Source organism: Pseudomonas sp. S60 (assembly GCF_016647865.1).
In the GTDB taxonomy this organism is placed as follows: domain Bacteria; phylum Pseudomonadota; class Gammaproteobacteria; order Pseudomonadales; family Pseudomonadaceae; genus Aquipseudomonas; species Aquipseudomonas parafulva.
Genome location: NZ_JACVVH010000021.1, coordinates 86,819 through 99,554, shown reverse-complemented (window position 1 = coordinate 99,554; position 12,736 = coordinate 86,819). Strand labels below are relative to the sequence as shown.

General features: G+C 61.2%; 10 protein-coding genes and 1 pseudogene. 1 reads left to right on the top strand and 10 read right to left on the bottom strand.

Translation table 11 applies throughout. The features are described 5' to 3' along the window. Positions 1–161 precede the first annotated feature (161 nt). The 10 genes and pseudogenes from IAE33_RS12870 to hmpA form a co-directional block, all read right to left on the bottom strand. A complete protein-coding gene (locus IAE33_RS12870; RefSeq protein ID WP_028631615.1) occupies positions 162–545 on the bottom strand; it encodes a YkgJ family cysteine cluster protein in 384 nt (127 codons plus the stop codon). A 155-nt stretch (positions 546–700) separates the two neighbouring features. Next, positions 701–1,828: pseudogene (locus IAE33_RS12865) on the bottom strand (hypothetical protein). Positions 1,829–1,943: 115 nt separating this feature from the next. Then, complete coding sequence (alaC, locus tag IAE33_RS12860; RefSeq protein WP_028631617.1) at positions 1,944–3,152, bottom strand: alanine transaminase; 1,209 nt, start codon at positions 3,150–3,152, stop codon at positions 1,944–1,946. A gap of 239 nt (positions 3,153–3,391) precedes the next feature. Beyond that, complete coding sequence (cyoE, locus tag IAE33_RS12855) at positions 3,392–4,279, bottom strand: heme o synthase (RefSeq protein ID WP_028631618.1); 888 nt, start codon at positions 4,277–4,279, stop codon at positions 3,392–3,394. An 11-nt stretch (positions 4,280–4,290) separates the two neighbouring features. Further along, positions 4,291–4,623, bottom strand: a complete 333-nt coding sequence (gene cyoD, locus IAE33_RS12850) for a cytochrome o ubiquinol oxidase subunit IV (protein ID WP_028631619.1) — start codon at positions 4,621–4,623, stop codon at positions 4,291–4,293. Next, the gene (cyoC, locus tag IAE33_RS12845; RefSeq protein ID WP_028631620.1) at positions 4,623–5,243 is read right to left on the bottom strand and encodes a cytochrome o ubiquinol oxidase subunit III; all 621 of its coding nucleotides are present in this window, start codon (positions 5,241–5,243) and stop codon (positions 4,623–4,625) included. The genes cyoD and cyoC overlap by 1 nt, the downstream gene beginning before the upstream one ends. Before the next feature lie 3 nt (positions 5,244–5,246). Then, complete coding sequence (gene cyoB / locus IAE33_RS12840; RefSeq protein WP_028631621.1) at positions 5,247–7,265, bottom strand: cytochrome o ubiquinol oxidase subunit I; 2,019 nt, start codon at positions 7,263–7,265, stop codon at positions 5,247–5,249. A 3-nt stretch (positions 7,266–7,268) separates the two neighbouring features. After that, on the bottom strand, positions 7,269–8,210 hold the full coding sequence (gene cyoA, locus IAE33_RS12835) for a ubiquinol oxidase subunit II (protein ID WP_201163773.1): 942 nt from the start codon (positions 8,208–8,210) through the stop codon (positions 7,269–7,271). 558 nt (positions 8,211–8,768) lie between these two features. Further along, a complete protein-coding gene (locus tag IAE33_RS12830) occupies positions 8,769–9,275 on the bottom strand; it encodes a disulfide bond formation protein B (RefSeq protein ID WP_028631623.1) in 507 nt (168 codons plus the stop codon). 531 nt (positions 9,276–9,806) lie between these two features. Beyond that, the gene (gene hmpA, locus IAE33_RS12825; RefSeq protein ID WP_201163772.1) at positions 9,807–10,985 is read right to left on the bottom strand and encodes an NO-inducible flavohemoprotein; all 1,179 of its coding nucleotides are present in this window, start codon (positions 10,983–10,985) and stop codon (positions 9,807–9,809) included. 154 nt (positions 10,986–11,139) lie between these two features. Here hmpA and norR point away from each other — a divergent pair, with 154 nt between their 5' ends. Next, positions 11,140–12,693: a nitric oxide reductase transcriptional regulator NorR gene (norR, locus tag IAE33_RS12820; protein ID WP_201163771.1), complete on the top strand. Its 1,554-nt coding sequence runs from the start codon at positions 11,140–11,142 to the stop codon at positions 12,691–12,693. The last annotated feature ends 43 nt before the right edge of the window (positions 12,694–12,736 follow it).

The following is a 12,736-nucleotide window of genomic DNA, read 5'->3' as shown; positions in this document are numbered from 1 at the left end:
CGCGCGGCGCATCGCGAGCTTTGCTCGCTCCTACGTTTGTTTCGGGCCAATGTGGCCTGTGCCAGCGTACACGACGCTTTTAGTGCCTGCCGAAGTGCAGCAAGGATGACCGGCCAGAGACGGATTTGCATGGGGTCACGTGCGAACTGGCCACCTCAGCCTCAAGCCACCTCAGCCCCATCATCCGGCCAGTGCGGCTCGTTGGCCCCAGGCGGGGTCAATGGGGGCAGGCCGTAGGCCGCTCGCGCTGCGTCGCAGCTGGGGTTGTGCACGCCACCCTCCCAGGACGCATCGAACTCACGGCAAGGGCTGGAGCGGTTTTCATAGATGGTGCACGCCACCTCCTGCCCGATCTCGCCTTTCAGGCTGATGCAGCGGCACGGCTTGGCATCGGTGCCGATCATGGCGACGCGGGTGGGGTTGATCTGCACCACCAGGTCGTCCGGCACAAGGCCACCGGAAGACTGGCACTCACCCCAGAAGAAGGACACACGGAAGTACCCGCAGCAAGCGCCGCAGTCAAGGCAAGGGTTATATTCGGACATGATGGCACGGAGGGAAGGTTGTTGTTATCGGGCTGAGCCCGCGGCGCCATTCTCAGTCCAAGCAGGGGTGGCTGAATAGAGGGGGAATGCAAAAATAATCGCCGTCCATCGCCATCCCTGCGTGGCGACAGGGGCAGGCCCTGTCGCGCGGGCACTCAGCACAGCGCCTTGTAGGTATTCACGTCACACTGCTGCAGCCCTAGGCCCGCAGTGGGCTCGTAGCCATCGCCGCACACCTGGCTGAAACCCGTCTGCCTGCTCCCCTCGTGCACCAGCCGGTCGTGCTGGCTGCCCTCGGTGATCACGGTGTAAGACACCCGGCGCATGTCCTGGTACTGGCCCTCACGCGCAGCGATCGCCTGGTGGTACCCCATCACCTGGGCATCGCTGAGCCCCAGCCGGCCGGCAAGCTCAACCCCCCAGCGCGCCAGGCACACCTCGGCGTAATGCCGCACGATCAGCCCTGGCTCCACCAGCAGCTTGCCCACCCCCGCGCCGTCGATGGAGGCATTGCCCACCAGCGTGGCATGGCGCCCTGGCATAGGGTAGATGCAGATCCGTGTCCCCTCCTCCACCTACGGGACCACGCAGGCAAATCCTTTGGAGCGCTCGTCCCTGGAGTAGAACCCCACGTACTCGCGCACATTGCTGCCCAAGGCAACCCGTTCACGCTGAACGTTCCCCACGCCCGGCACCGGGTCGATGGCAAAGATGTTCACCGGGATGTCCCGCAGCACGGGGTCCTGAGCCATGGCATTGGCCAGCATGTGGCAGCTGATGCCGCCACGGCTCCAGCCCACCAGGTTGACCTGGGTGGGCAGGCGCGGCTTGCGGAACATACCGATGATGCGCTCCTGAAGTTCCTGGGGCGTCGGGTGGCGGTCGCCATAATCGTAGGTGCGCCAGAACCAGGATGCCGTGGAGGCCACCTCGGGCACCGGTACGCCGGCATTTTTCAGCCGCTCGTAGTCGGCTTCGCTGAGCTTGGTGCGTTGCCAGTTGCTTTCGCCCTTGATCACCTGCAGCACATGGTTGACGTTCTCCTCCCAGCCACGCCCGAACAACTGGCCGGTCCAGTTGAAGTAGCCGCCGGGCTCAACGAACAGTTGGTCATCCTGAAGGTTGCCGCTGCCGGGGCCGTCCACGGCGATCCAGTGGGCGAACTCGCGGCCCTGGTCATTGTTGGCCAGCGTTGAAACCAGTTCTCCATTCCAGAAGTTGGGGTTTGCGTCGTCGAAGCGGTGCGAGCCGGTGCCGCAGAAGTAGGCGGTAAATACACTCATTGGAGGGTCTCTGTGGGGAGAAATGAGTGGTCAAGATAGAGGCGGCAGCATGCGGGGAGCAGGCGGAAGCGAATCCCGTAGGTCTTAGTGGGGCCGCGATGCGGCCCCGAGGGCTTTACGCGCGAGGCGCGCTGTCGGCACGGAACATCTGGCGGATGCCGCGTATGGCCTGGCGAATGCGGTCCTGGTTCTCGATCAGCGCGAAGCGCACATGATCGTCACCGTAGTCGCCAAAACCGATACCCGGCGACACGCACACCTTGGCCTCGGCCAACAGTTTCTTGGCAAACTCCAGCGACCCCAGGTGCGCATACTGCGGCGGGATCTTGGCCCACACGTACATCGACGCCTTGGGGTTCTCGACCATCCAGCCCAGCTCGTGCAGCCCCTTCACCAGCAGGTTGCGGCGCTGGCGGTACTGCTCGGCGATGTCACGCACACACTGCTGGTCACCTTCCAACGCGGCAATGGCCGCTACCTGCAGGGGGGTGAAGGTGCCGTAGTCGTGGTAGCTCTTGATGCGCGCCAGGGCGTTGACCAGTTCCGGGTTGCCGACCATGAAGCCGATACGCCAGCCGGCCATGTTGTAGCTCTTGGACAGCGTGAAAAACTCCACTGCAACGTCCTTGGCGCCCGGCACCTGCATGATCGACGGGGCCTTCCAGCCGTCGTAGACGATGTCGGCATAGGCCAGGTCATGCACCACCAGCACCCCGTACTGCTTGGCCAGGGCCACCACCCGCTCGAAGAAGTCCAGCTCCACGCACTGGGCGGTCGGGTTGGACGGGAAACCCAGGATCATCATCTTGGGCTTGGGGATCGACTCGCGGATGGCCCGTTCCAGCTCGTTGAAGAAGTCCACCCCCGGCACCAACGGCACGGAGCGCACCTGCGCACCGGCAATAACCGCCCCGTAGATGTGGATGGGGTAGCTGGGGTTGGGCACCAGCACCGTGTCGCCCTGGTCGAGCGTGGCCAGCATCAGGTGGGCAAGGCCCTCTTTGGAACCAATGGTGACGATGGCTTCGTCTTCGGGGTCGATATCGACCTCGTAGCGTTCCTTGTACCAGTTGGAAATGGCCCGGCGCAGCCGCGGGATGCCGCGGGAGGTGGAATAGCCATGGGTGTCCTCACGCTGGGCGACCTGTACCAGTTTCTCCACGATATGCGGGGGGGTGGCACCGTCAGGGTTGCCCATGCTGAGGTCGATGATGTCCTCGCCGCGGCGGCGGGCAGCCATCTTGAGTTCGGCAGTGATGTTGAAGACGTAGGGGGGGAGACGATCAATGCGCGCAAAACGGCGCGGCGAACCTGGGTTGGCCATGGCTTCCTCTGAGACGTAAGCGCCCGGAACCGTCCGAGCGACGTTGGCCGCATGGGGCGGCCTGAAACAGAAGATAGTGCCGATATGGGCTACCTGTAAAGGGCAATACCCTGTTTTTTATTATTTATTTAGACGCATTGTTGGAAAATCAAGGGAGAGTGATTGCAACCACCGGCTTATGACTGAAATAAAAAACCCCGGCACAAAGGCCGGGGCTTTTCGTGAAGCAGGCAGCAATTTCAGCGTGCGTAAGTCATCAGCACATCGGCCGCAGTCTGGCTGTCCACCCCCATCATCAAGCTCAAGGCCATGACAGTGAGAATGGAGAAGCCAAATACCTTGCGGGCCCACTTGCTGTCATCCTCAGCCTTGTAGCCACCCCAGGCCATGTACAGCCAGTACAGGCCCATGCCAGCAGCAACAGCCAGATAAGCGAGGCCGGCGTAGCCGCCCAGGGTAAGCATCAACGTGGCCAGCAGGAAGGCCAGCACGTACAGCACGATCTGCTTCTTCGCCGCAAGCACACCGCGCGCCACCGGCAGTACCGGAATGTTGGCGGCGCTGTAGTCCTTGAAGCGGAAGATGGCGATGGCGAAGCTGTGTGGCATCTGCCACAGGCTGAACATCACCAGCAGGGTGACCGCAGCCAGGTCGAAGCTGTTGCTCACGGCGCAGTAACCGATCACCGGAGGCATGGCACCGGACAGGCTGCCAACCAGGGTGCCGTGCACCGACTTGCGCTTGAGCCACAGGCTGTAGAAGCCGACGTACACCACAAAACCAACCAGCGCGCAGAACGCGGACAGAGGGTTGGCCTGAACGTACAGCAAGCTGAAACCCGCCACCCCGAGCAGGGTGGCGTAAATCAGCGCGAGGGGCAGCGACATGCCGCCCTGGACCATGACGCGGTTCTTGGTGCGCTCCATCTTCTGGTCGATGTCGCGGTCGATGCAGTTGTTGAACACACAACCGGACGCCACAACCAGAGAAGTGCCCACAATGACCGCCAGGAGCAGGGCGAAGTCCACATGGCCCTTCGCGGCAAGGAAGAAACCGCCTGCCACGGAAAGCACGTTACCGAAAATGATCCCCGGTTTGGTGATTTGGATAAAGTGCTTAACGGACATGCAGTCTTACCTCACTTGGCCAGCATTTCGAAGTGGATGCTGAACATGATCCACAGCGACAGGCCAACCAGCAGTGCGATCACCAACGTGGTGAACAGGAACGTTGATACGTTGTTGCGCTGCTCTTTCGAGCGGTCCATGTGCAGGAAGTATACAAGGTGTACAACAACCTGGATCACGGCCATGGCCACAACGATCAGAACGGTCAGGTTCTTCGGCAGGCTTGGGTACATCACCAGGCCGAACGGAATCGCGGTCAGGATGATCGACAGGACGAAGCCGATCATGTACGACTTCACGCTGCCGTGGCCACCCTCGTGATGAGTGTCGTGTGCGTTAGCCATTACAGAACTCCCAGCAGGTAGACGACGGTGAATACGCAGATCCAGACCACGTCCAGGAAGTGCCAGAACAGGCTCAGGCAGCTCATGCGGGTCTTGGCGGTCGGCGTGATGCCGTGCTTGTTGATCTGGTACATCATGATTGCCATCCAGATCAGGCCGGCAGTCACGTGCAGGCCGTGGGTACCTACCAGGGCGAAGAAGCCCGACAGGAAACCGCTGCGCTGCGGGCCGAAGCCCTCGCCGATCAGGTGATGGAACTCATAGATTTCCATCGCGATGAAGCCTGCACCGAACAGGAAGGTCACAGCCAACCAGCCCAGTACGCCCGACTTGCTGCCGGCGAACATCTTCAGCATGGCGAAGCCGAAGGTGATCGAGGACAGCAGCAGGAACAGCGTTTCTACCGCTACGAAATCGAGCTGGAAGATGTCATGACCCGACGGGCCGCCGGCAAAACTGCCGGACAGCACCGCGTAGGTGGCGAAGAGCGACGCAAACAGGATGCAGTCGGTCATCAGGTACAGCCAGAAGCCCAGTACGGTCATCTGGCCCGAGTCGTGATGGTGATCGTCGTGCCCATGGTCATGACCATGAGCACCGTGCATTACTTGACTGGACATTGATTACACCCGCTCAAACGATTCGACACGTGCGCCGGCAGGCAGAGCACCTGCTTTGGCCAGCGCTTGCATGCGCTCGCCTTCGATGCGCGCCACTTCTTCGGCCGGAACCATGAAGCCCTGGTCGTCACGCGCAGCGTGGCGAACGAAGACAGCGATGGTTGCAACCAGGCTTGCGCCGACCAGCCACCAGATGTGCCAGATGAACGCGAAGCCGAAGATGGTCAGGAACAAGCCCATGAACAAACCGGTAGAGGTGTTGCTCGGCATGTGGATCGCTTCGTACTTGGCCGGCACCTTGTAGGCAACACCGTCTTCCTTGGCTTCGTGCCAGGCGTCCAGGCCAACCTTCTCAGGCATGTGGGCGAAGTTGTAGAACGGAGGTGGCGACGAAGTCGACCATTCCAGCGTACGGCCGCCCCATGGGTCGCCGGTGACGTCCATGTTCTGGTGACGGTCGCGAACCGATACGTACAGCTGGATCAGCTGGCAGGCGATACCGAACAGGATCAGCACGGCGCCGACAACGGCTACGTACAGGTAGGGTTCCCACAGCGGGTTGTCGGAGTGGTTCAGACGACGGGTCATACCCATGAAGCCCAGGGCATACAGCGGCATGAACGCAACGTAGAAGCCCGAGATCCAGAACCAGAAGGCAGCTTTGCCCCACTTCTCGTTCAGGGTGAAACCAAAGGCTTTCGGGAACCAGTAGGCGAAGCCGGCGATGTAGCCGAATACCGCACCACCGATGATCACGTTGTGGAAGTGAGCGATCACGAACAGGCTGTTGTGCAGCACGAAGTCAGCACCTGGAACGGCCAGCAGAACGCCGGTCATGCCACCGATCGAGAAGGTGATCATGAAGCCCAGGGTCCAGAGAATCGGCGCGGTGAAGCGCAGGCGGCCCTGGTAGATGGTGAACAGCCAGTTGAACAGCTTCACACCGGTCGGAATGGAGATCAGCATCGTCGCCAGGCCGAAGAAGGTGTTGACGCTGGCGCCGGCACCCATGGTGAAGAAGTGGTGCAGCCAGACCGCAAAGCCCAGAATTGCAATGGCACCCGATGCGTAGATCATCGCGTGGTGGCCAAACAGGCGCTTGCCGGCAAACGTCGAGGTCACTTCCGAGAACACGCCGAAGGCCGGCAGGATCAGGATGTAAACCTCAGGGTGACCCCAGGCCCAGAACAGGTTGACGTACATCATCGGGTTCCCACCAAGCTCGTTGGTGAAAATGTGGAAGTCCAGATAACGGTCAACGGTCAGCAGTGCCAGTGCAGCGGTCAGAATCGGGAAGGAAGCGACGATCAGCACGTTGGCCCAGGTGCAGGTCCAGGTGAAGATCGGCATGTCCATCAGCTTCATGCCAGGTGCGCGCATCTTCATCACGGTGACGAGGAAGTTCACACCCGTTAGCGTCGTACCCAACCCTGAGAGCTGTAGCGCCCAGATGTAATAGTCGACACCCACCCCAGGGCTGTACTGGATGCCCGCCAGCGGCGGATAGGCAACCCAACCGGTCTTGGCGAATTCACCAACGCCCAGCGAGATGTTCACCAGCAGCACGCCTGCCAGCAGCAGGTAGAAGCTCAGGGAGTTCAGGAACGGGAAGGCAACGTCACGTGCACCGATCTGCAGAGGAACCGCGAGGTTCATCAGGCCGGTGAAGAACGGCATCGCCATGAAGATGATCATGATCACACCGTGAGCGGTGAAGATCTGGTCATAGTGTTCAGGCGGCAGGTAGCCTTCGGAGCCACCGGTAGCGGCAGCCAGCTGGGTACGCATCATGATGGCGTCGGCAAAGCCGCGCAGCAGCATGACCATCGCGACGATGATGTACATCACCCCGATTTTCTTGTGGTCGACAGTCGTCAACCACTCAGTCCACAAGTAGGACCACTTGCGGAAGTAGGTGACAGCACCGACGACAGCGATACCACCGAGCGCGATCATGGCGAGTGTCACCATGACTATCGGCTCGTGATAGGGTATCGCCTCCAGGGTTAATTTACCGAACATCTCTTACTCCTCTGCACCGGCAGCTGGTTGCGTACTCGATTCCACACCCTTGGTTGTGGCCAGGTCTTTGCTGCCTGCTTCTTCGTGGCTACGGCCGCGGTTCATGCCTTCGTACTTGTCGACGATCAGCTGGAACTGCTCTGGCGAAGCCTCGCTATACAGCTCGACTGGGTTGTTTTCGCTTGGTTTGGCCAAGGCGTCGTAGGTGGCCTTGTCCAGCTTCTTCGGCGACTGCTTGACCTCGGCGACCCACTTGTCGAAGTCTTCCTGAGTCGTGGCAGTAGCCTTGAATTTCATGCCGGTGAAGCCAGCACCGCTGTAGTTGGCGCTGATACCGTCGAACACGCCGTTTTCGTTGGCGATCAGGTGCAGCTTGGTGGTCATGCCCGCCATGGCGTAGATCTGGCCACCCAGGCCCGGGATGAAGAAGGAGTTCATCACAGCGTCGGAGGTGACGCGGAAGTTGACCGGGGTATTGGCCGGGAAGACGATCTTGTTGACCGTGGCAATGCCTTGTTCCGGGTAGATGAACAGCCACTTCCAGTCCAGCGCGATCACGTCGATCTGTACCGGCTTGACGTCGGAGTCCAGCGGGCGATACGGGTCGAGCTTGTGGGTGGACTGGTAGGTCACGTAGCCCAGCACGATGATGATCAGAATCGGGATGATCCAGACAGCAGCCTCGATCTTGCTCGAGTGCGACCAGTCAGGGGTGTAGGTGGCAGCCTTGTTGGACGCGCGATACTTCCAGGCGAAGACCACGGTCATGATGATGACCGGCACCACGACCAGCAGCATCAGGCCGATCGCGATGAGGATCAGGTTCTTTTGCTCAATGCCGACCTGGCCCTTCGGGTCGAGCAGGGTCCAGTTGCACCCACTGAGTAAAAGCATGCCTAAAAAGGGCAATATGCCAAACAGTCTGGGGTAACGCTTTTTACTCATCTCACGACCTCTAGATCAGCTTGCTTCAATGCAATTTGTGTTTTGGTAGCCAGCACTTCGTCCTGCCAAGTGAGGCATGTTGCGCCCGTACCCGCCCCTGCCTGGGCCCGACTGCAGGACCTTGGCGTGAAGCGGGTTAGTGGTGCTTTTGGTTTCGTAGGCAACAGGCCTGTACAGCAGACCAAGTCCATTTGGTGCGGGAAAACGCGGAGGGGGGTCCGCCCGGTATCGCCGTTGGGCGAAACTTGACGAAGTCAGCAAAAGGGAGCGCCTTGGCTTCCTTCAATCCTGCGACTTGCAAGCAGTGCCGAACGGAAATTGGGGGCGATTGTAGATAGGTCGCCAACCCTTGACTATGACTTATTGAGCAACAGTCTTTTACAGAATGCGCAACAATAGCGCCTCAAAACTCAACTTCGCGACAGTTTGTCGCACCCCTGGCAGTAGCCCTGGAACCCGCATCACGCAAGGGCTGCGGGTTGATCTGAATCAATCGTTGAGCAACTTTCAGAGCCGAATGATAGCCCTGAAAAAATTGTGGCGATCAGGGACTTTTGTCTAGGCCTGGCGCCGGTTGCGGTAGATACCCAACGGCACCAGCAAGGCGGTCAGCACAAAGGCCACCAACGCCCATTGAGCCAGTGAAAGACCCAGCACGGGTGGGTAGGGCGTGCTGCAGAAGCCGTCTACCTGAAATGCCAGCGGCCAGACCTTGGCCAATGGCAGGTCGTCCACGATGGGCTGCAGGGTATCGATGCCGCAGCTGACCATGGGGTTGGCGAGTATATACACATGGTTGCCGGCTGCAATGATTCCGCCCACGGCGCTGAGCACCACCAGCACTTCGAAGAAGGTCAGGCTGCGGCGCCCCGGCATGGCGGCGGCCAGGAAGGCAAACACGGCGATGAACAACAACGCGTAGCGCTGCAGGATGCACAGCGGGCAAGGCGCTTCGCCCAACACCACTTGCATGTAGAGGGCGCCCCCGATCAGCGAAACGCAGATCAGGCCCAACAGCACCAGAAAGCGCCGTTCCCGATTCAGGCGCGATGTTTGTTCGTTCATTGCCGGTTCCTTCGATGAATGGGTCGCTGCGTGATCCGCCAGCCTGAGCGCAAGTCTACACGCCGGGCAAGCGTTTGCGCGTGTGGCGCGTGCATTCGGTGCGGATCAGACACGGTGTAATGAGGTCGGTTCAATGGGGGGGGGTAAACCGCGCGAGAGGCAACCAAGGGCATGACGTGGTTTATGCGGTGGCGCGTAGATCGAGCGCCGCCCGCGCGGCGCATCGCGAGCTGCGGCGCTCGGTCTCATAGGCGCAGACCGTGTTGTGGCGAGCACTTGGATGCCCTGATGCAATCTCGGCCCGGGAACCTTCAACGGCAAAATGCGGTTGGGCTGGGAGGTGTTCGCCTTTACAGGTGCAGCGCCTGGGAGATCGAGCGCCGCCCGCGCGGCGCATCGCGAGCTGCGCTCGCTCCTACGTTTGTTTCGGGCCAATCAGGCCTGCGCCATTTGTGCGCAGCCCTTGGCGATAGGCGCGAGCAAATCTCTATTTCTTTATATATAGGCAGGAAGGAAGATGGCGCACCGTCATCACACCAGCGCCGCTGCTGGCCCAAAGAACTCGTAACGGCTCTGCTGCTCTGGCACCCCCAACGCCATCAACTGCCGCTTCACCGCCGCCATGAACGGTTTGGGCCCTAGGAAGTAAGCATCGACATCGCGCTCACGAGGCATCCATTCACTCAGCAGGTCCTCGGTCAACAGGCCAATCGCATCAGCCTGCCCGGCGTCATCCGGCTCGGCATAGCAGTAAAAGCGCGTTAGCTGCGGGTGTTGTGCTGCCAGCGCGTCGACCCAGTCGCGGAACGCATGCACCGCGCCATTGCGCGCGCAGTGGATGAAGTGCACTGGCCGCCCGGTTTGCAAGGCTGCTTGCAGCATTGCCAAGGTCGGCGTGATACCCACGCCGCCGCTGATCAACAGCAAAGGCTTGTCGCTCTCGGCCAGCGTGAAATCCCCCGCCGGCGGGAACATCTGCACGGTCTGCCCCACCCTCAGTTGATCGTGCAGGTAGTTGGACACCTTGCCAGCGGCTTCGCGCTTAACGCTGATACGGTACTGCTCGCCGTCGCATAAGGCGGACAGCGAGTAGTTGCGCCGCTGCTCGGCACCCTCGATGAGCAGTTTGAGGCCGATGTACTGGCCAGGCTCAGCCTTGAGCACCGGTTTGCCGTCCACCGGGGCAAAGTAGAACGAGACGATCTCGCTGCTCTCCTGCTCGCGGCGCACCAGGCGAAACTCGCGAGTACCGCGCCAGCCGCCCTCGGCCTCTTCCTTCTGCTTGTACAGGCCTTCCTCGGCACCGATCAGGATGTCTGCCAACTGCCCATAGGCGGCAGCCCAGGCGTCGATGACTGCAGGCGTGGCAATGTCCTTGCCCAGCACTTCCTCGATGGCACGCAGCAGGCAACTGCCCACGATGGGATAGTGCTCAGGCAAAATTTGCAAAGCCACGTGCTTGTTGATGATCTGCCCTACCAGGCCACCCAGTTGCTCCAACTGGTCGATGTGGCGGGCGTACATCAGCACACCGTTGGCCAGCGCACGGGGCTGGTCACCGCTGGCCTGGTGGGCCTGGTTGAACAGCGGGCGCACCTGCGGGTACTCGGCGAGCATCATCTGGTAAAAATGGGTGGTCAGCGCCTCGCCACCGCTTTCCAGCAGGGGCACAGTGGCCTTGATGATTGCACGTTGTTCGGCATTGAGCATTGGGTAACTCCTGAGCCTTTGGCTTCGAATGATTGCCCTAGGCATTTCACCATTCATGCCAACTCGTAGAGCCCGTGATTCCGGGCCTTTCGATCATCACCATGTCAAAACGACAACGCCACGCGTATAGTCATATAGACCCACTGGAGTCCATATGACCGCAAAGCCCCTGCTCACCGCCCTACTGCCACTGGTCAGCGACCTGTCACGAGACCTGCCCGATCAGGAACGCTATCGAAGGCTCTTGCAAGCCATGCGCAGCCTGTTGCCCTGCGACGCGGCAGCGTTGTTGCGCCTGGACGGGGAATGGCTGGTACCGCTGGCGGTGGATGGCCTGAGTCCCGATACACTGGGCCGGCGCTTCCGCGTCAGTGAGCACCCGCGCTTCCAGCAACTGCTGAGCCGCCCTTCCCCTACCCGCTTCCCTAGCGACTCAGACTTACCGGACCCCTACGATGGCCTAGTCAACGCCCCAGGCGTCGACCTGGAGGTTCACGACTGCATGGGCTGCCCGCTGATGGTCGATGAACAACCCTGGGGGCTTGTCACCCTGGACGCCCTGACCCCCGGGCAGTTCCAGAGCCTGGAGCTGGACGCCCTGCAAGCGTTCGCCAGCCTGGCCGCGGCTACGGTGACCGTTGCCGAGCGCATCGAGCACCTGGCCCTGCGCGCCGAGGACGAGCACCAGCGCGCCGAGGTGTACCGCCAGGCCAGCGGCCAGGACAAGGAACTGATCGGCCAGAGCCCTGCACACAAACGCCTGGTGGATGAAATTCGCCTGGTGGGCGGCAGCGACCTGACCGTGCTGATCAGTGGCGAGACCGGCGTGGGCAAGGAGCTGGTAGCCCAGGCGCTGCACAAGGCGAGCAACCGTGCCGGCAAACCGATGGTCAGCCTGAACTGCGCAGCCCTGCCGGACACCCTGGTGGAAAGCGAACTGTTCGGCCATGTCCGCGGTGCGTTCACCGGCGCCCACGGCGAGCGCCGCGGCAAGTTCGAGCTGGCCAACGGTGGCACCCTGTTCCTTGACGAGGTGGGCGAACTGCCGTTGACCGTGCAAGCCAAACTGCTTCGGGTACTGCAGAGCGGCCAGCTGCAGCGCCTGGGCTCGGACCGTGAGCACCGCGTGGACGTGCGCCTGATCGCAGCCACCAACCGCGACCTGGCAGCTGAAGTACGCGAGGGCCGCTTCCGGGCAGACTTTTATCACCGCCTCAGCGTGTACCCTCTGCACGTCCCCCCACTGCGGGAAAGAGGCCGCGATGTGCTGCTATTGGCGGGTTATTTTCTGGAACAGAACCGATCACGCCTGGGTTTGAACAGCCTTCGGCTGAGCCCTGACGGGCAGGCGGCGCTGGTTGCCTATGGCTGGCCTGGCAATGTGCGCGAACTGGAGCACCTGATCGGCCGCTCCGCCCTCAAGGCCCTCGGGCAACATGCACAGCGCCCGCGCATCCTCACCCTTGAGGCTGCCGACCTGGACCTGCGCCCCTCAGCACTGCCAACCGTAGACACCCCCTCCCAGCAACCCGATACGGCGGCGCCGCTGCCCACAACCGGGCTGCGCGAAGCAGTCGATGCCTACCAGCGGCAGGTGATCGAAAACTGCCTGCAACGGCATCAGGAAAACTGGGCAGCTGCCTCCCGAGAGCTTGGCCTGGACCGCGCCAACCTGAGCCGATTGGCCCGCAGACTGGGCCTTCGCTGAGGTTTTCTCACAAAAGGATTAACCCAGAAAGCCATCTGGTTGC

What these genes read in the sequence shown, in the direction of transcription:
- norR (WP_201163771.1), top strand. Translation starts at nt 11,140, where the DNA reads ATGACCGCAAAGCCCCTGCTCACCGCCCTACTGCCACTGGTCAGCGAC.
- hmpA (WP_201163772.1), bottom strand. Translation starts at nt 10,985, where the DNA reads ATGCTCAATGCCGAACAACGTGCAATCATCAAGGCCACTGTGCCCCTG.
- cyoE (WP_028631618.1), bottom strand. Translation starts at nt 4,279, where the DNA reads ATGTCCGTTAAGCACTTTATCCAAATCACCAAACCGGGGATCATTTTC.
- cyoA (WP_201163773.1), bottom strand. Translation starts at nt 8,210, where the DNA reads ATGAGTAAAAAGCGTTACCCCAGACTGTTTGGCATATTGCCCTTTTTA.
- cyoC (WP_028631620.1), bottom strand. Translation starts at nt 5,243, where the DNA reads ATGTCCAGTCAAGTAATGCACGGTGCTCATGGTCATGACCATGGGCAC.
- cyoB (WP_028631621.1), bottom strand. Translation starts at nt 7,265, where the DNA reads ATGTTCGGTAAATTAACCCTGGAGGCGATACCCTATCACGAGCCGATA.
- cyoD (WP_028631619.1), bottom strand. Translation starts at nt 4,623, where the DNA reads ATGGCTAACGCACACGACACTCATCACGAGGGTGGCCACGGCAGCGTG.
- alaC (WP_028631617.1), bottom strand. Translation starts at nt 3,152, where the DNA reads ATGGCCAACCCAGGTTCGCCGCGCCGTTTTGCGCGCATTGATCGTCTC.
- IAE33_RS12830 (WP_028631623.1), bottom strand. Translation starts at nt 9,275, where the DNA reads ATGAACGAACAAACATCGCGCCTGAATCGGGAACGGCGCTTTCTGGTG.
- IAE33_RS12870 (WP_028631615.1), bottom strand. Translation starts at nt 545, where the DNA reads ATGTCCGAATATAACCCTTGCCTTGACTGCGGCGCTTGCTGCGGGTAC.